The organism is Amycolatopsis heterodermiae, from assembly GCF_034929455.1.
Lineage (GTDB): Bacteria > Actinomycetota > Actinomycetes > Mycobacteriales > Pseudonocardiaceae > Amycolatopsis > Amycolatopsis heterodermiae.
In genome coordinates this window covers 248,200-267,100 of record NZ_JAYFSI010000007.1, presented here as the reverse complement: position 1 = coordinate 267,100, position 18,901 = coordinate 248,200, and the positions used below count along the sequence as shown (strand labels likewise).

General features: G+C 71.9%; 20 protein-coding genes. 11 read left to right on the top strand and 9 right to left on the bottom strand.

Translation table 11 applies throughout. From position 1 onward, the window contains the following. Window positions 1-155: 155 nt before the first annotated feature. Window positions 156-857, bottom strand: a complete 702-nt coding sequence (locus VA596_RS28995) for a zf-HC2 domain-containing protein (protein WP_323331349.1) — start codon at window positions 855-857, stop codon at window positions 156-158. Window positions 858-915: 58 nt separating this feature from the next. Between VA596_RS28995 and VA596_RS28990 the strand changes: the two genes are divergently transcribed. The 5 genes from VA596_RS28990 to VA596_RS28970 all read left to right on the top strand — a co-directional run bounded on the left by VA596_RS28990 (window position 916) and on the right by VA596_RS28970 (window position 6,592). Next, window positions 916-1,473 carry a sigma-70 family RNA polymerase sigma factor gene (locus tag VA596_RS28990; protein ID WP_323331348.1) on the top strand — a complete coding sequence of 186 codons (558 nt, stop codon included), beginning with the start codon at window positions 916-918 and terminating at the stop codon, window positions 1,471-1,473. Between the two features lie 230 nt (window positions 1,474-1,703). Then, window positions 1,704-3,941, top strand: coding sequence for a xanthine dehydrogenase family protein molybdopterin-binding subunit (locus VA596_RS28985; protein WP_323331347.1), 2,238 nt, complete (start codon window positions 1,704-1,706; stop codon window positions 3,939-3,941). An 8-nt stretch (window positions 3,942-3,949) separates the two neighbouring features. Next, a complete protein-coding gene (locus tag VA596_RS28980; RefSeq protein ID WP_323331346.1) occupies window positions 3,950-4,405 on the top strand; it encodes a (2Fe-2S)-binding protein in 456 nt (151 codons plus the stop codon). 139 nt (window positions 4,406-4,544) lie between these two features. Further along, window positions 4,545-5,774 (top strand): PucR family transcriptional regulator, encoded by a 1,230-nt coding sequence (locus VA596_RS28975; RefSeq protein WP_323331345.1) that lies wholly within the window; start codon window positions 4,545-4,547, stop codon window positions 5,772-5,774. A gap of 98 nt (window positions 5,775-5,872) precedes the next feature. After that, entirely contained in the window at window positions 5,873-6,592 is a 720-nt protein-coding gene (locus tag VA596_RS28970) for a G1 family glutamic endopeptidase (RefSeq protein WP_323331344.1), read from the top strand. Between the two features lie 38 nt (window positions 6,593-6,630). Here the strand turns inward: VA596_RS28970 and VA596_RS28965 are convergent, their stop codons facing one another. The 4 genes from VA596_RS28965 to mgrA form a co-directional block, all read right to left on the bottom strand. Next, window positions 6,631-6,828 carry a cyclic-phosphate processing receiver domain-containing protein gene (locus VA596_RS28965; RefSeq protein WP_323331633.1) on the bottom strand — a complete coding sequence of 66 codons (198 nt, stop codon included), beginning with the start codon at window positions 6,826-6,828 and terminating at the stop codon, window positions 6,631-6,633. Window positions 6,829-6,893: 65 nt separating this feature from the next. Continuing rightward, window positions 6,894-7,763, bottom strand: coding sequence for a TIGR03564 family F420-dependent LLM class oxidoreductase (locus VA596_RS28960; protein WP_323331343.1), 870 nt, complete (start codon window positions 7,761-7,763; stop codon window positions 6,894-6,896). Between the two features lie 14 nt (window positions 7,764-7,777). Next, on the bottom strand, window positions 7,778-8,443 hold the full coding sequence (locus tag VA596_RS28955) for a TetR/AcrR family transcriptional regulator (protein WP_323331342.1): 666 nt from the start codon (window positions 8,441-8,443) through the stop codon (window positions 7,778-7,780). 89 nt (window positions 8,444-8,532) lie between these two features. Then, on the bottom strand, window positions 8,533-9,561 hold the full coding sequence (mgrA, locus tag VA596_RS28950) for an L-glyceraldehyde 3-phosphate reductase (RefSeq protein ID WP_323331341.1): 1,029 nt from the start codon (window positions 9,559-9,561) through the stop codon (window positions 8,533-8,535). Window positions 9,562-9,639: 78 nt separating this feature from the next. Here mgrA and VA596_RS28945 point away from each other — a divergent pair, with 78 nt between their 5' ends. Both VA596_RS28945 and VA596_RS28940 read left to right on the top strand, forming a co-directional pair. Then, on the top strand, window positions 9,640-10,521 hold the full coding sequence (locus VA596_RS28945) for an AAA family ATPase (protein WP_323331340.1): 882 nt from the start codon (window positions 9,640-9,642) through the stop codon (window positions 10,519-10,521). Beyond that, complete coding sequence (locus VA596_RS28940) at window positions 10,518-11,879, top strand: vWA domain-containing protein (RefSeq protein ID WP_323331339.1); 1,362 nt, start codon at window positions 10,518-10,520, stop codon at window positions 11,877-11,879. The genes VA596_RS28945 and VA596_RS28940 overlap by 4 nt, the downstream gene beginning before the upstream one ends. Here VA596_RS28940 and add read toward each other — a convergent pair. Further along, window positions 11,857-12,831, bottom strand: a complete 975-nt coding sequence (gene add, locus VA596_RS28935) for an adenosine deaminase (RefSeq protein ID WP_323331338.1) — start codon at window positions 12,829-12,831, stop codon at window positions 11,857-11,859. The genes VA596_RS28940 and add overlap by 23 nt on opposite strands. A gap of 132 nt (window positions 12,832-12,963) precedes the next feature. Here add and VA596_RS28930 point away from each other — a divergent pair, with 132 nt between their 5' ends. From VA596_RS28930 to VA596_RS28920, 3 genes are all read left to right on the top strand, one after another. Further along, window positions 12,964-13,419, top strand: a complete 456-nt coding sequence (locus VA596_RS28930; protein WP_323331337.1) for an SRPBCC domain-containing protein — start codon at window positions 12,964-12,966, stop codon at window positions 13,417-13,419. Then, window positions 13,416-13,751 (top strand): ArsR/SmtB family transcription factor, encoded by a 336-nt coding sequence (locus tag VA596_RS28925; protein ID WP_323331336.1) that lies wholly within the window; start codon window positions 13,416-13,418, stop codon window positions 13,749-13,751. Before VA596_RS28930 ends, VA596_RS28925 begins: the two co-directional genes overlap by 4 nt. Window positions 13,752-14,531: 780 nt before the next feature. Next, a complete protein-coding gene (locus tag VA596_RS28920) occupies window positions 14,532-14,756 on the top strand; it encodes an antitoxin (RefSeq protein ID WP_410171935.1) in 225 nt (74 codons plus the stop codon). Window position 14,757: 1 nt separating this feature from the next. Here VA596_RS28920 and recQ read toward each other — a convergent pair whose 3' ends face one another. After that, complete coding sequence (gene recQ / locus VA596_RS28915; protein ID WP_323331334.1) at window positions 14,758-16,596, bottom strand: DNA helicase RecQ; 1,839 nt, start codon at window positions 16,594-16,596, stop codon at window positions 14,758-14,760. A gap of 82 nt (window positions 16,597-16,678) precedes the next feature. Between recQ and VA596_RS28910 the strand changes: the two genes are divergently transcribed. Continuing rightward, window positions 16,679-17,119, top strand: coding sequence for a DUF6314 family protein (locus VA596_RS28910; RefSeq protein WP_323331333.1), 441 nt, complete (start codon window positions 16,679-16,681; stop codon window positions 17,117-17,119). Here VA596_RS28910 and VA596_RS28905 read toward each other — a convergent pair. Both VA596_RS28905 and VA596_RS28900 read right to left on the bottom strand, forming a co-directional pair. Further along, complete coding sequence (locus VA596_RS28905) at window positions 17,100-17,993, bottom strand: SDR family oxidoreductase (RefSeq protein ID WP_323331332.1); 894 nt, start codon at window positions 17,991-17,993, stop codon at window positions 17,100-17,102. The genes VA596_RS28910 and VA596_RS28905 overlap by 20 nt on opposite strands. 28 nt (window positions 17,994-18,021) lie before the next feature. Then, entirely contained in the window at window positions 18,022-18,762 is a 741-nt protein-coding gene (locus VA596_RS28900; protein WP_323331331.1) for an SDR family oxidoreductase, read from the bottom strand. Window positions 18,763-18,901: the final 139 nt, after the last annotated feature.

Genomic DNA, 18,901 nt, shown 5'->3' with positions numbered 1-18,901 from the left:
ACGCGTGTCGACCCTTCAATCACGCGAGCCGGCTCTCCAATCACGCGTGTCGACCCTTCAATCACGCGAGCCGGCTCTCCGGGCGCGCGGGCCGACCTCCGTGGCTATGCGGGCCGACCTTCCAGGTGCGTGAGCCGACCCTTTCGGACCGGTGATCAAGCCGCGTGGCGGCCGTGGGCCTGGCGGCGGAAGGGGCGGGACCGTGGCCGGGCCGCCGCCGGGGCGTCCACAGTGGACGCGGACGTCGTGGCGGAGTCGTCGGCCGTCGCCGCCGGGAGGGGCGCGGTGCGATCGCGGTGGCCGCGGTGCACCGCGTACAGCAGCGCCAGCCCGAGCACCACCAGCACGTGCGTCGCCACCCGGGCCACCGTGACCCGGCCCGTCGCCAGGTCGCCCGCCGACAGCGCGAACAGCACCCCGACGAACCCCGTCAGCAACGGCAGCTGGCCGCCCGCCAGGCGCGGGCGCAGCGCCGCCGTCAGCAGGCCGATGCCCACCGAGAGGTTCCACGCGCCGCTCTCGTGGGACAGGTGTCCGGGCATCGCGTCGTGCGTCATGCCCAGCAGCTGCGCGAACGCCGGCCCGAGCTGCGCGATCGCCACCACGGCCAGCGCGATCCGCAGGCCCCAGCCCTCACCCGCCGGAGCGGGCGTGCGCTCGAGGATCGACGCCGTGAGGTCCGGGACCGCCGGTGCCTGGCGCAGCAGCATCGCCCGCCGCAGCCGCTGCGCGCCGGTGAACCACTCGCGGCACGCCGCGCAGCCGTCCAGGTGCCGGTCGATCGCGCCCGGCGGACCCGGCTCGGTCTCGCCGTCGAGCCTCGCCGACAGCCCTTCGCGGCATTCTTCGCACCTCACCTCCCAGTAGTCGGAAGGGCGGAGCACACGGTTCCCGGTGACTGCTAGCGTCCCGATCATGACCCGTGGTGAGGACGACGAGCGCGTCACGGCCCTCGCGTTGGCGGCCGGTCGTGGCGACCGCCGGGCGCTGGAGGAGTGGGTCCGTGCGTCGCAGGCCGACGTCTGGCGCTTCCTCGCGCACCTCACCGACGCGTCCCAGGCCGACGACCTGACGCAGGAGACCTACCTTCGTGCCTTCGGCAGCCTTCGCCGCTTCGCCGGGCGTTCGTCTTCGCGGACCTGGCTGCTGTCGATCGCGCGGCGGGTCGTCGTCGACCAGATCCGGGCCGCGGGTGCCCGACCGAAGATCGCCGACACGGACTGGGAAGCCGCCGCCGAACGCACCCGCGACACCACGGCCGGCTTCGAGGAGCTCGTCGAGCTGGGCCTGCTCCTCGACGGCCTGGACCCCGAGCGGCGCGAGGTGCTCGTGCTGACCCAGGTCCTCGGCCTGTCCTACGCCGAGGCCGCCGACGTCTGCGGCTGCCCGGTCGGCACCGTCCGCTCCCGCGTCGCCCGGGCCCGCGAGGACCTGGTCCAGGCCCGCCGCGCCCGCGGCTCCGACGCCGGCTGACCCGCACGGCGCAAGCGTTTGCGCCGTCCGGCGCTGTGGCGGCGCACACATTCGGCGGCTTCCGCTGGCATCTCGTCACAGAGATCATCCGACACGACTACGCCGCGTTGACGCCCTGACAACGCCTGCTTAGCGTGACCCGGGTCACGAGGTCCCCGCCTCCCCACCACGCCGCTCCGCCTCGCGCCGCCGTGAAGCGCGCAACCCCGGAGCCCCCGAAGGGATTCCCGATGGCCAGTCCCACGACCGAGTCCGCCGACCCTGGGCAGGTCGGCCGCCGCCGCTTCCTGACCTACCTCGTCGCCGCGCCGACCCTCACCGTCGCCACCAAGCTGACCGCGGACGCCGTCGCGCCGTCCGTGGCCGAGGCCTCGATCCCGACGCTGCCGCAGCCCGCCGAGATCCTCGACCTCGGCGACGTGCTGACGCTGTCGTGCGTGCCGACCGCCGGGCTGCTGGTGCTCGAGATGACCGCCGACGGCCGGGCGCGGCTGCAGCTGCCCCGGTGCGAGGTCGGCCAGGGGATCAGCACGGCGAACGCGATGCTCGTCGCGGAGGAGCTGGACCTGCCGCTGGACCGCGTCGACGTCGTGCTCGCCGACGCCCGCACCGAGCTGCTGTTCAACCAGCTCACCGGCGGCTCCAACACGATGCGCTCGCTCTACGACCCGGTGCGCGTCACCGCGGCGACCGCGCGCGCCCGGATGATGGCCGCCGCCGGGGCGCAGTGGGGGACCGACGCGTCGCGACTGTCCACACGCGACGGTGCGGTGTGGGCGCCGGACGGCCGCAAGGCCGGCTACGGCACGCTCGCCGGGCCCGCGTCCCGCTCCGGTCTCAGCATCGGCGTCGTGCAGCCGAAGGCCGAGTCCGCGCACGCCCTGGTCGGCACGCCGACCTCGCGCAAGGACGCCCGCGCGATGGTCACCGGGAAGCAGGTCTACACCCTCGACCTTGACGTCCCCGGCGCGAACCCGGTGATGGTGCGCCGCCCGCCGACGATCAACGGCACGGTCAAGAAGGTCAACAACGAAGCCGCCGTGCGGGCCATGCCGGGGATCATCGACATCGCCGTCGTGAAGACCGGCGTCGCGGTGATGGCCGAGACGTTCGGCCAGGCCCTCGACGGCAAGGACGCCCTCGACGTCACCTGGGGCCCGGGCACCGTCGACGGCGAGAACAACGAGACGATCAAGAAGAAGCTGCACGACGCCGCGCTGCCGTTCGTCGTGCCGCCGCTGCTGACGCAGTACGTCGACGGCGAGTTCGACTTCGCCTTCGCCAGCCACGCGCCGATGGAGTCGAACTCCGCGGTCGCCGACGTCCGCGAGGGCAGCGCCACGATCTGGGCCGGGCTGAAGTCGCCGATCGTGGCGAAGCAGACCATCGCGCAGGAGCTGGGGCTGCCGGAGAACCAGGTCACCGTGCACGTCCAGCAGGGCGGCGGGTCGTTCGGCCGCCGGCTGTTCTTCGACGCCGCCCTGGAAGCCGCGCACATCTCGCAGGCGATGAAGAAGCCCGTCCGTCTCATGTGGAGCCGGATCGACGACATGCGCCACGGCCGGGCGCGCGCGGCGAGCCACCACAAGATCCGCGCCACCTTCGCCCTCGGGCAGGTGCTCACGTTCGAGCACCGCGTCGCCAGCGTCGAAACCGACTGGAGCCACGGGCTCGGCGAGATCCTCACGGCGTTCGCGGCGAAGCTGCCCGTCGCCGGGAACCTGAGCTTCGCGCAGACGGTGTTCCTGCTGACGATCAAGTCGCCGTACAACTTCGGCGTCACCACGCAGCTGCTCAACGAGGTGCCGCTGAAGTTCCACACCTCGGCGTGGCGCTCGGTGTACTCGGCGAACACCCGCGGCGCCGAGGAGATCATGGTCGACGAGATCGCCGCGAAGCTCGGCAAGGACCCGCTGCAGTTCCGCCGCGAGTTCATCAAGGCCGACCGCCAGCGCGCGGTGCTCGACAAGGTCGCCGAGCTCGGCCAGTGGGGCAAGAAGATGCCGAAGGGCTTCGCGCAGGGCATCGCGGTGCACGGCGAGTACAAGTCCTACACGGCCTGCCTGGTCGAGCTCGACGCGCGCGACCCGAAGCACCCGCGGGTCACCAAGGCGACCATCGCGGTGGACGTCGGCAAGCCGGTGAACCCGCGCGGCATCCAGGCGCAGATGCTCGGCGGCCTGACCGACGCGATCTCGACGACGCTCACCGCGGGCCTGCACATCGACAAGGGCCTGCCGCTGGAGGGCAGCTACTCGCAGTTCCACTACGCGCGGCAGAAGAACTCACCGCCGGACGTCACCGTGCACGTCATGCCGGCGGGCGGCAGCGACATTGGCGGCGCCGGCGAGCTCGGCCTGCCGGCGCCGGTCGGCGCGATCGCCAACGCCTACGCCAGGGCGACCGGGATCAAGCCCCGCAGCTTCCCGATCACGTTCCCGGTCGACTTCGAACCGTTCCCGCGCTGAGGAGAACCATGCCGAACTACACCTTCGTGGTGAACGGGAAGACCGTCACCGTGGACGCGCCCGCCGACCTGCCGATGCTGTGGGCGCTGCGCGACAAGCTCAAGGTCCGCGGGCCGAAGTACGGCTGCGGCATCAACGTCTGCAAGGCCTGCACCAGCCACCTCGACGGCGAGGCGTTCAACCCCTGCGTCACGCCGGTTTCGGACTGCGCCGGCAAGGAGGTCACCACGATCGAGGGGCTGGCCGACGGCGAGAACCTGCACCCGGTCCAGGAAGCCTGGCTGGAGCAGGACGTCGCGCAGTGCGGCTACTGCCAGCCCGGGCAGATCATGGCCGCCGTCGCGCTGCTGAAGAAGACGAAGAACCCGACGGACGCGGAGATCGACGCGATCGAGAACGTCTGCCGCTGCGGCACGTACTTCCGGATCCGCGAGGCGATCAAGAGCGCGGCGGCCAGGATGTGAGCACGCGGATGCGGAGGTTCTACAAAACAATCTCCGCATCCGCGGATCTTGGAGAAAGTTCACCCGGTCGTGGTGGGTGCTTTCGGGTTAGATGTCGGTCTCGGGCCCCGACGAAGAGGCCCGGGGTACCGGAGGCACCATGCACTACCAGGCGCTGCCGGCCGACGGGTTCGCGCCGACCGTGGCCACGCTGACCGTCGAGGTCGAGCGGAAGCTGCCCGAACTGATCGAGCGCACCGTCCGCCGGATCCGGGCCGAGATGCCGGTGTACCAGGACGGCCGGTTCGTCTCCCACGCCGAGCTGCGGAACTCCGTGCGCGCCAACCTCGACCACGTGATGCGGACGCTGCGCGGATCGGACGTCCCGGACCTGTCCCAGGCCCGCGCGACCGGCCGGGCGCGGGCGCTGTCGGGCGCGCCGCTGCCGGAGCTGCTGCGGGCCTACCGGATCGGGCTGACCGAGGTCTGGCAGGAGTTCGTGACGCTGACCGCCCGCGGCTCGTCGCAGGACCTCGCCGGGCTCGTCGCCGCGACGACGGCGATCTGGGCCCTCATCGACGATCTGGCCGAAGCGCTCACGACGTCCTATCGGGACACCACCGCGGAAGTACTGGTGGCACACCAGAACCGGCGCTCGGCGCTGGTCGAGGCGCTGTTCGCGGGCGGCTCCGCGACCGAGGGCACGCTGTGGGACATCGCCCGGGTGCTCGACCTGTCGCTGGACGGCACGTTCGTCGTGGTCGCGGCGGAAACCCCGCGGCTGGGCCAGGAACCGCTGCCGCAGATCGAGGCGCGGCTGCGGGAGCGCCAGCACGCGTCGGCCTGGCGGCTCACCCCGGACCTGCAGGTCGGCGTGGTGTCCCTGCGCGACCCGAGTGCGTCGAAGGCGATCGTGGACCTGGTGCGCGAAAATCCGGTCGGGCGCGTCGGCACGAGCCCGGTGTTCACCGGCCTCGCCCACACCGCCCGCGCGCTGCACCTGGCGCGGGTGGCGCTGTCCAGCCTGGCACCCGGCACGCCGGGGCTGGTGCAGTTCACCGAGTCGCCGCTGGCCGGGCTGGTGGCCAGCTCGCCGGAGGCGTCGGTGCAGCTGGCGCACCACGTGCTGCAGCCGGTCCTCGACCTGCCGGGTGACGACCGCAACGTGCTGCTGCTGACGCTGCGCGCGTGGTTCGACTGCCAGGGCTCGACGAAGCTGACGTCGGAGCGGATGTTCTGCCACCCCAACACGATCCGCCACCGCCTGAGGCGCATCACCGAGGAACTGGGCCGCTCCCTGACGGACCCGGCGGACATCGCCGAGCTGGGCGCGGCGCTGCGCGCGCTGAACCTCTTCCCCGAGGCGGCCCACCTCCCCGCGCCGCGCTAGGGACGTCTTCGTCCCGGTCGGCACTGTCGACGGATTGTCGACGGCCGGTGTCGCGGTGGTCCCGTCACCCGAGGCGGGAACCAGGGGGAGTGGGTCCGATGTCCAGCAAAGTCCTGCGTGCTTTCGCGGTCGTGGCGGTCGCCGCGGCCGGTGTCGCGTTCGCCGTGGCTCCGGCCGCCGGCGGTGTCACGGACGCCGCTTTCGTGCACGCCCACAACGCGTCCACGTCCACGAACTGGTCCGGGTACGCGCTCGCCGGGACCTACACCGCCGTGACCGGGCACTGGACCGTGCCGACGGTCTCCGGTTCCGGAAACCACTACTCGTCGCAGTGGGTCGGCATCGACGGGTTCGCCAATGCGAACCTGTTGCAAACCGGTACCGCGGCCTACGTCGAGAACGGCAAGGCGACCTACCACGCGTGGTGGGAGATCCTCCCGGCCGCCGAAACCGCGCTTCCGCTGACGATCCACGGCGGCGACGCGATGACCGCCACGCTGACCAAGAGCCGCACCAGCACCGCCTGGCGCATCACGCTCACCGACGACACCACCGGCGAAGCCTTCCGCGGCGCCCTCGACTACGCCGGCCCGGACGCGTCGGTGGAGTGGATCGAGGAAACGCCCACGGTCAACGGTGCCGCAGGCCCGCCGCCGCGGTTCTCGACGTTCAGCTTCACCGCCGCCACGGTCAACGGCGCCAATCCCGGCCTCACCGCGAACGACAAGATCACGCTGGTGCAGAACGGCATCACCTACTCGACACCCTCCGATCCCTCCGGCGGCAACGCGTTCTCGGTCTCCTACACCGGGCCGTGACACCCGCCCCGCACGGATCCAGCGGTGCGTGGGGCGCGTCAGGGGCGGACGCCCGGGCCGTAGCGGTGGGCCATGCCGGTGAGCCACTCGCGGCCGACCGGGTTCGCCGTGTGGACGTGCACCTCCGGCGGCCAGTGGTCGTGCTCGCACAGCCAGAGCATGACCGGGCGGGTGGTGTCGTCGTCGCCGAGGTCGTGGTCCAGGGAAATCGCGGCGAACTCGTCCGCTTCGAGCAGCTCGATCGTCTTCGCCTACGTCCAGCCGGGCGGCGCCGGTCGGAGGTCGTCGACCCAGAGGCGGCTCACGAAGCCAGCAGTTCGCGGGTACGGGCTTGGTCCTCGGCCGGGCCGAACGGCATCACCAGCAGCTCGGTCGCGCCCGCGTCTTCGAGCGCCTTCACCTGGCGCCGCACGGTTTCCTCGTCGCCGATGATCGCGCTGTCCGACACCCTTACGTAGCCGTCGCGGTCCAGGATCGCGCGGTACGCAGGCACGCTCGCGGCCGCGCCGTACGTCTCCTCGACCCAGGCGCGGCGTTCGTCCACTTCGGACGTCACGCAGATCAGCTGCCCGGAGACGACCCGCGACCCCGCACCCAGCGACGGCACCACGAACTCGCCGATCGCCCGCGGCCCAGCCCAGGTCGTGATCACGCCGTCGGCCAGTTCGCCGGCCAGCTTGGTCGACTTCGGGCTCACCGAGCCGACCAGCAGCGACGGCCGCCCGGCGCCCGGGGCGTTCACCCCGCCCGCCGCGGTGAGCGTCTCGCCGTGGACGTCCGCCTTTTCCCCGCGCAGCAACGGGTTCAGCGCCTCCAGGTACTCGCGCAGGTGCCGCAGCGGGCGGTCGTAGGAGTAGCCGAACTCGTGCTCGACGATGTACCGGTGGCTCAGCCCGACACCGAGGTGGACCGGCACCCCAGTGGCGGCCTGCACGGTCAGCGCCTGCGCGGCCATGGTGATCGGGTGCCGCGGGTAGGTCGGCACGACGCACGTGCCCAGCGCGATCCCGGGCGCCGCCGCGGCGAGCGCCGGCAACGCGGTGAGCGCGTCCCAGCCGCCGCGCTGCGCCAGCCAGAGCGTCTGGTAGCCGAGCTTCGCCGCTTCGCGCGCTTGCGTGGTCATGGCGTCGAAGCCGACGCCGAGTTCGTCGATCAGGATTCCGGTGCGCATCTGCATCCCCAGTTCTAGTAAGCCCGCTCGAGCCGCTTCCGGTCGAGTGCGGCGGATTCGGTGAACAGCGCGATGGCCCGCGGCGCGACGGCACGCAGCTGCGTCGTCGAGACGGCCAGCGGCTCGAAGGCGTGGGCGACGGTGTCGGCGATCAACGCGGGCTCCGGCGGGGGCGAGCCGACGAGGAAGCCGTGCAGCACCGCCCGGTAGGCGACGGCGAGTTCACGGGCCGGGCGGTCGGTGCGGAGCAGGTCGTGGGCCGCCAGCAGCTCGAGGTACTCGACGAAGGCCTCGTCGTGGCGCGGGTCGAGCTGGTCGTGCAGCTTCGGCAGGAGCTTGCCGAGCGTGCCGGCGTCGTCGGCGTGCCCGGCGCGCAGCAGGGGACGGGCCAGCACGTTCGTGTACTGGATCCGGGTGAGCGTGGCGAGCCGGGTGACGAGCGGGTCGGCCTCCATGGCCCGGACGAGGTCTTCGATGGCGCGCACGGACTCCCGCAGCAGCACGGCCAGGAAGAGGTCTTCGCGGTTCTTCCAGTGCAGGTAGACGGTCCCCTTGCCGATGCCGGCCCGCTCGGCGACGTCCTCGATCGTGGTGCGGCGGTAGCCGGCGCGCAGCAGCAGCTCGGCGGCGGCGTCGAGGATCCGCTCGGCCCGCTCGGCGCGGTCTTCGGCAGGGGGCATGACGCCATCGTATGACCAAATACGAAACCTGGTCAAACGTCAGGCCGGGAAAACGGCGAGGCGCGTGAGCACCCCGCCGTCCCGAGTGGTCAGCCGTCCGAGGACCGCTTCCACAGGTTGATGTCCGCGTCGGTCGCGTGCCCGTCGATCTCGGTCAGCTCCTCGGAGCTGAACTCGAGGTTGCCGAGCGCGCCGACGTTGTCCTCGAGCTGCTTGACGCTGCTCGCGCCGATCAGCACCGACGTCACGCGGTGGTCGCGCAGCGCCCAGGCCAGCGCGAGCTGGGCCAGCGACTGCCCGCGGCGGCCGGCGATCTCGTTGAGCGCGCGGACGCGGCCCAGCCGGTCGTCGTCGAGGGTGTCCGGGTCCAGGGACTTGCCCTGCGCGGCCCGCGAGTCCGCCGGGACGCCGGTCAGGTACTTGTCCGTCAGCAGGCCCTGGGCCAGCGGCGAGAACGCGATGCAGCCCGCGCCCGCCTCGTCCAGGGTGTCGAGGAGGCCGTCCTCCTCGATCCAGCGGTTCAGCATCGAGTACGACGGCTGGTGGATCAGCAGCGGCGTGCCGAGCTCGCGCAGCAGCCGCGCCGCCTCGGCGGTCCGCTCCGAGTTGTACGAGGAAATCCCGACGTACAGCGCTTTCCCGGCGCGGACGGCGCTGTCGAGCGCGCCGACCGTCTCTTCCAGCGGCGTCTCGGGGTCGAACCGGTGGGAGTAGAAGATGTCGACGTAGTCCAGGCCCAGCCGGCCGAGCGACTGGTCCAGCGACGAGAGCAGGTACTTGCGGGAGCCCCACTCGCCGTACGGGCCGGGCCACATGTCGTAGCCGGCCTTGCTGGAGATCACCAGCTCGTCGCGGTAGGGCTTGAAGTCGGTGGCCAGCAGCCGCCCGAAGTTCTCCTCGGCCGAGCCGTAGGGCGGGCCGTAGTTGTTGGCCAGGTCGAAGTGCGTGATGCCGAGGTCGAAAGCACGGCGGGTGATGTCGCGCTGGGTCTGCAGGGGCTTGTCGTGGCCGAAGTTGTGCCACAGCCCGAGCGAGATCGCGGGCAGCTTCAGCCCGGACCGCCCGCAGCGCCGGTAGGGGATCGATTCGTATCGGCCGGAAGCCGCAACGTAGGTCACGGGGCCGATGCTAACCGTCCTGGGCGGACCCGGCGGTCCGGTACAGTCCGGGGTGAGCGATCGCTTAGGAGGCCATCGGTGGGCACCGGATTCTTCACCTCCGTCGACGACGTGTCGGCGAAACTGGCCGAGGCCGGCTACCTGGCGTCGACGGCGGTGGCGACCACGGTGTTCCTCGCCGACCAGCTCGGCAAGCCGCTGCTGGTCGAAGGCCCGGCCGGCGTCGGCAAGACCGAGCTGGCCAAGGCCGTCGCCCAGGTCAGTGGCTCGCGGCTGGTGCGCCTGCAGTGCTATGAGGGCATCGACGAGGCCCGCGCGCTGTACGAGTGGAACCACGCGAAGCAGCTGCTGCGGATCACCGCCGGCCGCGACGAGACGTGGGAAGAGGCCCGCACCGACATCTTCGGCGAGGAGTTCCTGCTGCGCCGTCCGCTGCTCACCGCGATCTCCTCGGACGAGCCGACCGTGCTGCTGATCGACGAGACGGACAAGGCCGACATGGAGGTCGAGGGCCTGCTGCTGGAGGTGCTCGGCGACTTCCAGGTGACCGTGCCGGAGCTGGGCACGATCACCGCCACGCGCGCGCCGTTCGCCGTGCTGACGTCCAACGCGACCCGCGAGCTGTCCGAGGCGCTGCGCCGCCGCTGCCTGTTCCTGCACATCGACTTCCCGGACGAGGAGCTGGAGCGCGAGATCGTCCGGCTCAAGGTGCCCGGCATCAACGACGCGCTGGCGGATTCAGTCGTCCGGGTGATCGCCGCGCTGCGGGCGATGGACCTGCGGAAGCTGCCGTCGGTCGCCGAGACCATCGACTGGGCACGCACGCTGCTCGCGCTCGGCGCGTCCACGCTCAGCGAACAGGTGGTGCGGGAGAGCCTCGGCGTCGTGCTCAAGCACCAGGACGACATCACCAAGGCCGGCGCCGGGCTGCAGCTCGAACAGGTTCTGGACGCGTCGTGACCGGCGGCGTGCCGGAGCGGCTCGCGTCGTTCGTCAAGGCCCTGCGGGTGCAGGGCATCCCGGCGGGCCCCGCCGAGACGGTCGACGCCGCCGCGGCGCTGGAGGTCCTCGGGTTCGACGACCGCGAGCTGGTCCGCGAGGGCCTGGCCGCGGCCCTGGTCCGCCGCGGCGGGCAGCGCGCGGTGTTCGACGCCGCGTTCGACCTGTACTTCCCGGCCGGGATCGGCGCGCCCGAGCGGGCCCGCTCCGACACGACCCTCGAAGAGCTGCGGGAGCAGCTCGCGGCGGCCCTCACCGACGGTGACGAGCAGGCGCTCGCGCAGCTGGCCGGGCTCGCCGTCGACATGCTGGGGCAGTACGGCTCGTCGTCCGGCCCGGGCGGCGGCTTCTCGGCCCACCAGACGCTCGACCGGCTGCAGCCGCAGACGCTCATCGCCCGCGTGCTCGCGGCGATGCGCGGGGGCGGCGCGCGCGGCGAGTTCACCGACCGGCTCGACCGCGACGAGATCCGCCGCCGCGTCGAAGGCTTCCGCGGCCAGGTCCGCACCGAAGCCCGCCGGCGCGCGGCCGAGGTCCGCGGCCGGGAGCGCGTCGCCAAGCACGCCATCGCGCCCGCGGCCGACCGCGTCGACTTCCTCATCGCCAGCCGAAGCCAGCTCGCCGAGCTGCGGCGCACGATCCAGCCGTTGTCCCGCAAGCTGGCGACCCGGCTCGCGGCCCGTCGCAAGCGCACGACCCGCGGGCAGATCGACCTGCGCCGCACGCTGCGGCGCTCGCTCTCGACCGGCGGCGTGCCGCTGCGTCCCGCGTATCGCCACCGGCGGCCCGGACGGCCGGAAATCGTGCTGCTGTGCGATCTTTCCGGCTCGGTGGCGGGGTTCGCGAACTTCACCATGCTGCTGGTGCAGGCGCTGCGCGACCAGTTCAGCAAGATCCGCGTGTTCGCCTTCGTCGACAGCACCGACGAGGTCACCCACCTGGTCACCACCGGCGTCGCCGACCCGGAGCAGCTCGGGGCGCGGATGCTCGCCGAAGCCGCGGTGGTGCGCTGGGACGGCCACAGCGACTACGGCGGCGCGCTGGCGGGCTTCACCGCGAACTGGCTCGACGCGGTCGGCCCGCGCACGTCGGTGCTGATCCTCGGCGACGCCCGCACCAACGGCGGCGACCCGAACCTGGACGCCGTTCGCGCGATCAAGTCCCGCGCCCGGCACGTCTACTGGCTGAACCCGGAACGCCGGTCCCTGTGGTCGACGGGCGACTCGGCGGCCCTGGAGTACGCCGACCTAGTGGAGATGCACGAATGCCGTACGGTGCACCAGCTTTCGACGCTGGTCACCCGCCTGCTGCCGGTGTGAGCCAGGCGTCGATGTCCTGCAGCATTTGGGTTTTCGTCGCCCCGGGAGCGAACGACGCGTGCACGCCCGCCCGGGCGAAGTCGGCCATCGCGGCGTCGTCGTAGCCGAAAGCCTGTTGTACTCGGGCGTATTCCTCCGCCAGCTCCGCGCCGGTGACCGAGGGAACGTCGGTGTTCAGGGTGACCTGCAGACCCGCTTCGAGTAGCCGGGGGAGCGGGTGCTCGGGCAGCGATGGCACCAGGCCGAGCGTGACGTTCGACGACGGGCAGACCTCCAGCGCGAGCCCGCGGTCGCGGACCTCGGCGGTCAGCTCCGGGTCGTCGAGGACGCGGATGCCGTGGCCGAGGCGTTCGGTGTGGCCGATTTCGAGGGCTTCGCGGATGCTGTCCGGCCCGGCGTCCTCGCCGGTGTGGTGCAGCAGGTGGATCCCGGCCGCGCGGGCTTTCTCGAAGAGTGCGGCGAACGGCCGGAGCGAGTGGTTTTCCTCGCCCGCCATGCCGATCGCGAACACGTCGTCGTACTTCAGCGCGAGTTCGAGGGTGCGCTCGGCGCGTTCGACCGAGCGGCGGCGCGAGTGGTCCAGCAGCAGCCGCCACTCGATCTCGCCACTGTCCTTGAGTCCTTTGAGGACGGACGCGAGCGGCATCTCGAGGTCGCCCAGGCGTTCCCCGTGCGCGGCGGCGGTGAACGTGATCTCGGCGTAGCGCGTGCCCTGCGCGGCTTCGTCGGCGCAGTACTCGCGGGCGATCCGCTCGAAGTCCTCGGGCCGCTGCAGGCAGGACCGGATGAGCGCGTTGTAGTCGGCGAAGGCGCGGAAGCCGTCGAACGCGGGCTGCTCGGCCGGGGCGTCGACGCCGTTGGCCGCGCCGAGCTCGCGGAGCGTGCCCGGCCGGATCGTGCTCTCCAGGTGGACGTGCAGGTGGGCCTTCGGCAGGGCGGCCAGGTCGCGCATGATCGCGAGCCTAGGTCCCGGGGCCGGGGCGCGCTCGCGATTTTCCGGGGGGCAGACGCAACCGAGGGGTTGCGCCTGACGTCTTCTCGTGCAACCCTGTGGTTGCACCAGAAACTGAACCAAGGGGAAACGATGAACCAGGACCAGGTCGAGCAGGAGATCGTGATCGACGCGCCGATCGAGCGGGTGTGGGCGGTGCTGACCGAATCGGAGTACGTCGGCCAGTGGTTCGGCGACGGCACGCCGGCGCCGGTGGACCTGCGGCCGGGCGGGATCATCCAGCTCGACCACGGCGACCACGGCCAGTTCCCGACCAAGATCGTCGCGCTGGACCGGCCGCGTGCGCTGTCGTACCGCTGGGCCAGCGGGTTCCCGGGCGTGGTCGCCGACGAGGCCAACTCGACGCTGGTCGAGTTCACGCTGGCCGCGGAGGGTGGCAGCACGCGGTTGAAGGTCGTCGAGAGCGGCTTCACGACGCGGGCGCCGTCGCCGAACCCGTCGCCGGACGACACCCGCGAGAGCCACGAGGAGGGCTGGACGGCGGTGATCGCGAAGCTCGGGGAGCTGTCCGAGAAACTGGCGGTGTGACGACGGAGCCCGTTGCCGCCGAAGACGTCTTTTCGGCCCTGGCCGACCCGACCCGGCGCCGCCTGCTGGAGCTGCTGTCCGAGCGCGGCGACGCGACGGCCACGGAGCTGGCGGGCGACCTCCCGGTGAGTCGCCAGGCGGTGGTGAAACACCTGGTGGTGCTGGACGGAGCGGGCCTGGTGACGGCCCGCCGCGACGGCCGCGAGCGCCGCTACCAGGTCCGCCCGGACGCCCTGGCGGCCACGGCCCGCTGGATGAACCAGGTCGCCGCCCAGTGGTCCTCCCGCCTGACGGCGATCAAGCGGCTGGCGGAACAGGCTGAGGGAGACTGACGCCGCTGGGCCGAGCCGCTTGCCCGCCACTCGCGTTCCCGGGGCCGGACTTCGCGTGACCGGGCCGGGATCTCGCGTGGCTGGGTCCGGGAGTGGCGTGCCTGAGGCCGGGACTGGCGTGGTCGGGCTGGGGTCTCGCGTGATCGGGCCGGGATATCGTGTGGCTGGGACTGGCGTGCCGGGGCCGGAATTGGCGTGGTCGGGCTGGGATCTCGCGTGGCTGGGCTCGGGAGTCGCGTGCCCGGGGCCGGGGCTGGCGTGATTGAGTCCGCAACTCGCGGGACTGGGCCCGGGACTGGCGTGCCCGAGGCCGGAACTGGCGTGATTGAGCCCGCAATTCGCGTGGCAGGGCCCGGGGCTGGCGTGCCGGGGCCGGAACTGGCGTGGTCGGGCCCGGAACTCGCGTGCCCGAAGCCGGTTCTCGCGTGGTCGGGCCCGGAACCCGCGTGATCGGACCCGGAACCCATGTGATGGAGGCCGGAACTGGCGTGCTCGGGGCTGTGACTCGCCGGTCGCGGCCCCAATCACGTCGGTCGCGGCCCTGATCACGCTGGTCGCGGCTCTGATCACGCCGCTTCCGGCTCCGACCACGCAAGTCCCGGCCTCGAACACGGCTGTACGGCTTCGAACCCGCGAGGGCGGGGCCGGGGCGTGGGCCGTGGGAAACCGGGTGAGCGGCGGGGCCGGGGGTTTGGCGGCGGTCACACGGGGAACCTCTGGGGGGTTCGTCCGCGTTGTCAGGATGACCGCTACCGATGAGGGAGGACCACCGTGGCTTTCATGCGCAAGCTCACCGTGCTCGCCGGGGCTGCCGGCGCCGCCCGCGCCTACGCCAAGAAGAACCCCGAGAAGGTGAACCAGGCCGTCGGCAAGGCCGCGAAGTTCGCCGACGACAAGACCAAGGGCAAGTACCACCAGCAGATCGCCGGCGTCGTCCGGAAGGTCAGCTCGGTGACCGGGCCGGACGGCCAGCCGGGGCCGGGGCCGGGGCCGGCCACCCGCTAGGTCACTCGGCGCTCAGGGCATCGAGCACGCCTTCGCCGTACTTGGCGAGCTTGTTCTCGCCGACCCCGCTGACCGTGCCCAGGTCCGCCAGCGACGACGGCCGTTGCGTGGCGATCTGGCGCAGCGTGGCGTCGTGGAAGACGACGTAGGCCGGCACGCCCTGTTCCTTCGCGACGCCGGCCCGCCAGGCCCGCAGCCGTTCGAACAGCGGGGCCGCCTCCGCGGGCATGTCCACCGCGGGGGCGGCTTTCCTGGTGCCACGCGCCGCCTTGGCCGCGGCCGCCCGCTCGGGCTCGCGGCGCAGCATGACCTCGCGGTCACCGCCCAGCACCTCGGCGCTCGCCTCGGTGAGCACCAGCGAGCCGTAGTCACCCTCGACCGCGAGCCAGCCCTGGGCCAGCAGCTGCCGCACCACGGCGCGCCACTCCGGTTCGCGCAGCTCGGTGCCGATGCCGAACGTCTTGAGCGTGTCGTGCTGGAACTGCGTGACCTTCGGCGTGGACTTGCCGAGCAGGATGTCGATCACCTGGCCGGCGCCGAACTTCTGCCGCCGTTCGTTGCGCAGCCGCACGATCGTGGACAGCAGCTTCTGCGCCGGTATCGTGCCGTCCCACTTCTCCGGCGGGTTCAGGCACGTGTCGCAGTTGCCGCACGGCTCGGCCTTCTGCCCGAAGTAGTTGAGGATCTGCACCCGGCGGCATTCGACGGTCTCGCACAGCGCCAGCATCGCGTTCAGGTGGGCGCCCAGACGGCGGCGGTGCGCGTCGTCGCCCTCTGACGTGTCGATCATCTTCCGTTGCTGCACCACGTCCTGCAGCCCGTAGGCCAGCCAGGCCGTCGACGGCAGCCCGTCACGGCCCGCGCGCCCGGTCTCCTGGTAGTACCCCTCGACCGACTTGGGCAGGTCGAGGTGCGCGACGAACCGGACGTCCGGTTTGTCGATGCCCATCCCGAACGCGATCGTGGCGACCACGATCAGCCCGTCTTCCCGCAGGAACCGCGACTGGTGCCGCGCACGCACCCGCGCGTCCAGCCCCGCGTGGTACGGCACCGCCGGGATCCCGTTCTGCACCAGGAACTCCGCGGTCTTCTCCACCGAGTTCCGGGACAGGCAGTAGACGATCCCTGCGTCACCCTTGTGCTCGGTCTGCAGCAGTTCCAGCAGCTGGCGCTGCGGCGAGTTCTTGCCGACGATCCGGTACTGGATGTTGGGCCGGTCGAAGCTCGCGACGAAGTGGCGCGCCTCGTCGAGGTTCAGCCGGGCCGCGATCTCCTTGTGCGTGGCCTCGGTGGCGGTCGCGGTGAGCGCGATCCGCGGCACGTCGGGCCAGCGCTCGTGCAGCGCGGACAGCTGCAGGTAGTCGGGCCGGAAGTCGTGGCCCCACTGGGCGACGCAGTGCGCTTCGTCGATCGCGAACAGCGAGATCTTGCCGCGGTCGAGCAGCCGCACGGTGGATTCCACCGAAAGCCGTTCGGGCGCAAGGTAGAGCAGGTCGAGCTCGCCGGACAGGAACGCCGTTTCGACCTCTTGGCGCGCCGCGTAGTCCTGGGTGGAGTTGAGGAAACCCGCCCGGACGCCGGCGTTGCGCAGCGCGTCGACCTGGTCCTGCATCAGCGCGATCAGCGGCGAGACCACCACGCCCACACCGGGCCGCACCAGCGCCGGGATCTGGTAGCACAGCGACTTCCCGCCACCGGTGGGCATCAGCACGAGCGCGTCGCCGCCGGCGATCACGTGCTCGACGATCTCCGCTTGGTCGCCGCGGAAGCTGTCGTAGCCGAACACGCGCCGGAGGGTCTCCAGCGCGTCGGACACGGTCGCGAACTCGGTCTCTGCCACCCGCCCGAGTCTAGAGCGGGGGTCCGACAAGTTCCGTGCGCCCTCTCCGGCGTGCCGCGGCGCCGGTGCGACACTGGAGGAGATGGACGAATACTTCCCGGTGACCGACCTGGCCGCGTTTTTCGACGGCGCATGGCGGCTGGACCGTGAGATCCGCACCGCCGAGGGTGACCCGGCGGGCGAGGTGACCGGCACCGCCACCTTCACCGACGAGGGGGGCGTGCTCGTGTACCGCGAAGAGGGCGAGATGCGCCTCGGCGACTACACCGGCCCGGTGACGCGCACGCTGCACTACCGGCCCACCGCGCCCGGCCGCGCCGACGTCCACTTCGACCACGGCGGGTTCTTCCACGAGCTCGACCTGCGCTCCGGGCACTGGCGGACCGACCACCCCTGCCGCGACGACCTCTACCGCGGCAGCTACCGCGTGCTGGACGCCCTTCGCTGGGGGCAGGAGTGGGCGGTCCGCGGCCCGGCCAAGGACCACGTGATCGTCACCCGGTTCAGCCGGCCGACGGGCTGAGCAGGTCGGCCAGGTCGATCCGGCGCAGGAACTCGCTCCGGATCCGGTCGCCGACCTCCGCGACCAGCCAGCCGCCGTCGTCGGACGGGTCGATGTGCGTCCGGAACGGCCGCTTGCCCTTGGGCAGGTCCACGACCCGCGCCAGCTCCTCGGCGACCACCGCGACGTCGGCGTCGGCCGGGGTGATCTCGGCCAGCTTCCCGGCGACGTGGTCGGTCAGGCCCGCGTAGCGCTCTTCGTAGGCGGCCGCGACGTCCGTGTCGGCCGGGTGCCCGGAGTTCGGGAAGTGGTTGGTGCCCGAGGTGAACGCGCCGGGCACGACGATCGCGGTGTCGATGCCGAAGCGGGCCACCTCGGCGGCGTAGGAGACGGCGAGGCTGTCCATCGCCGCCTTCGCCGCGAAGTACGGCGCCAGGTACGGCGGGGTGCCGCCGCGCACGCTGCTGCTCGACACCCACACCAGCAGTCCGTCGCGCCGGTCCCGCAGGTGGGGGAGGGCGGCGCGGTTGACGCGCTGGGTGCCGATCACGTTCGTGTCGTACAGCTGCGCGTACTGCTCCGGGGTGAACGCCTCGGCCGGGCCGAGCACCATGTGCCCGGCGTTGTGCACCACGACGTCGAGCCGGCCGTGCTCGCCGACGATCGCCGCGATCGCGGCGTCGGCCGACTCCTGGCTGGAGACGTCCAGCTCGACCGACCGCAGGTCCACGCCGTGCTCGGTCGCGTACGCGGCGGCGGCCTCGACCTGCGGCGCGTTGCGGCCGGTGGTGGCGCGCATGCCCGCGTAGACGGTGTGGCCGGCGCGGGCCAGCGCCCGGGCGGAGAGGGCGCCGATCCCGCTGGAGGCGCCGGTGACGACGATGATCTTGGACATGGTTCTTTCCTTTCCAGGTAAGGGGTTCTCAGACGATTCCGCCGTTGGCGCGCAGCACCTGGCCGTTGACCCAGCGGGCCGGGCCGGCGAGGAACGCGACGACCTCGGCGATGTCCTCGGGCTGCCCGAGGCGCTCGAGCGGCGGCTGCTGGGCCATCCGGTCGATGGTTTCCTGGTCCTTGCCGTCGAGGAACAGCGCGGTGGCGGTCGGCCCCGGGGCGACGGTGTTCACGGTGATGTCGCGGCCGCGCAGCTCGCGCGCCAGGATCATGGTGATCGCCTCGACCGCGCCCTTGGTGGCGTTGTAGACGCCGTAGCCGGGCAGGTTCAGCCCGAGCACGGACGTCGAGGTCATGATCACCGCGCCGCCGTCGCGCACCCGCTTCGCGGCCTGCTGGGCCACGGCGAACGTGCCGCGGATGTTGGTGCGGTGCACCCGGTCCAGGACCTCGAAGTCGGTGTCCGCGATCGGCGTCGGCGCGGTCATCACGCCGGCCAGGTGGGCGACGACGTCGACACCGCCGAAGGTGCGCTCCGCCGTGTCGAACAGGTTCGCGACCGCGTCCAGGTCGGCGACGTCGGCGCGGACCGCGATCGCCCGGCCACCGCGCTCGGTGATGGCCGCGACGGCGGCGTCGGCCTCGGCCTGGTTGCCCGCGTAGTTGACTACGACGGCCATGCCGTCGGCGGCCAGGCGCTCGGCGACCTGGCGGCCGATGCCGCGGGAGCCGCCGGTGACGATCGCGACGCGGGGTTCGGTGGTGCTCATCGGTGCCTTCTTCCTCTCGGGTGGCGCTGGTAGCGCCGCTTCCGTCTTGCTGTTATCGACGATAGCACCATCGCGTTAACGACGCTAGTCGGTTCGTGTTATCACCGTTACACCCGGGCCGGGTGGGCATCCGGCGGTA

Bases quoted from the DNA above. Each gene is read 5' to 3' on its own strand.
- VA596_RS28920 (WP_410171935.1), top strand. From the start codon at position 14,532: ATGCGCAAGCTCACCGTGCTCGCCGGGGCTGCCGGCGCCGCCCGCGCC.
- add (WP_323331338.1), bottom strand. From the start codon at position 12,831: ATGCGCGACCTGGCCGCCCTGCCGAAGGCCCACCTGCACGTCCACCTG.
- VA596_RS28900 (WP_323331331.1), bottom strand. From the start codon at position 18,762: ATGAGCACCACCGAACCCCGCGTCGCGATCGTCACCGGCGGCTCCCGC.
- VA596_RS28930 (WP_323331337.1), top strand. From the start codon at position 12,964: ATGAACCAGGACCAGGTCGAGCAGGAGATCGTGATCGACGCGCCGATC.
- VA596_RS28985 (WP_323331347.1), top strand. From the start codon at position 1,704: ATGGCCAGTCCCACGACCGAGTCCGCCGACCCTGGGCAGGTCGGCCGC.
- VA596_RS28960 (WP_323331343.1), bottom strand. From the start codon at position 7,763: ATGCGCACCGGAATCCTGATCGACGAACTCGGCGTCGGCTTCGACGCC.
- VA596_RS28955 (WP_323331342.1), bottom strand. From the start codon at position 8,443: ATGCCCCCTGCCGAAGACCGCGCCGAGCGGGCCGAGCGGATCCTCGAC.
- VA596_RS28905 (WP_323331332.1), bottom strand. From the start codon at position 17,993: ATGTCCAAGATCATCGTCGTCACCGGCGCCTCCAGCGGGATCGGCGCC.
- VA596_RS28970 (WP_323331344.1), top strand. From the start codon at position 5,873: ATGTCCAGCAAAGTCCTGCGTGCTTTCGCGGTCGTGGCGGTCGCCGCG.
- VA596_RS28975 (WP_323331345.1), top strand. From the start codon at position 4,545: ATGCACTACCAGGCGCTGCCGGCCGACGGGTTCGCGCCGACCGTGGCC.
- VA596_RS28990 (WP_323331348.1), top strand. From the start codon at position 916: ATGACCCGTGGTGAGGACGACGAGCGCGTCACGGCCCTCGCGTTGGCG.
- VA596_RS28910 (WP_323331333.1), top strand. From the start codon at position 16,679: ATGGACGAATACTTCCCGGTGACCGACCTGGCCGCGTTTTTCGACGGC.
- VA596_RS28980 (WP_323331346.1), top strand. From the start codon at position 3,950: ATGCCGAACTACACCTTCGTGGTGAACGGGAAGACCGTCACCGTGGAC.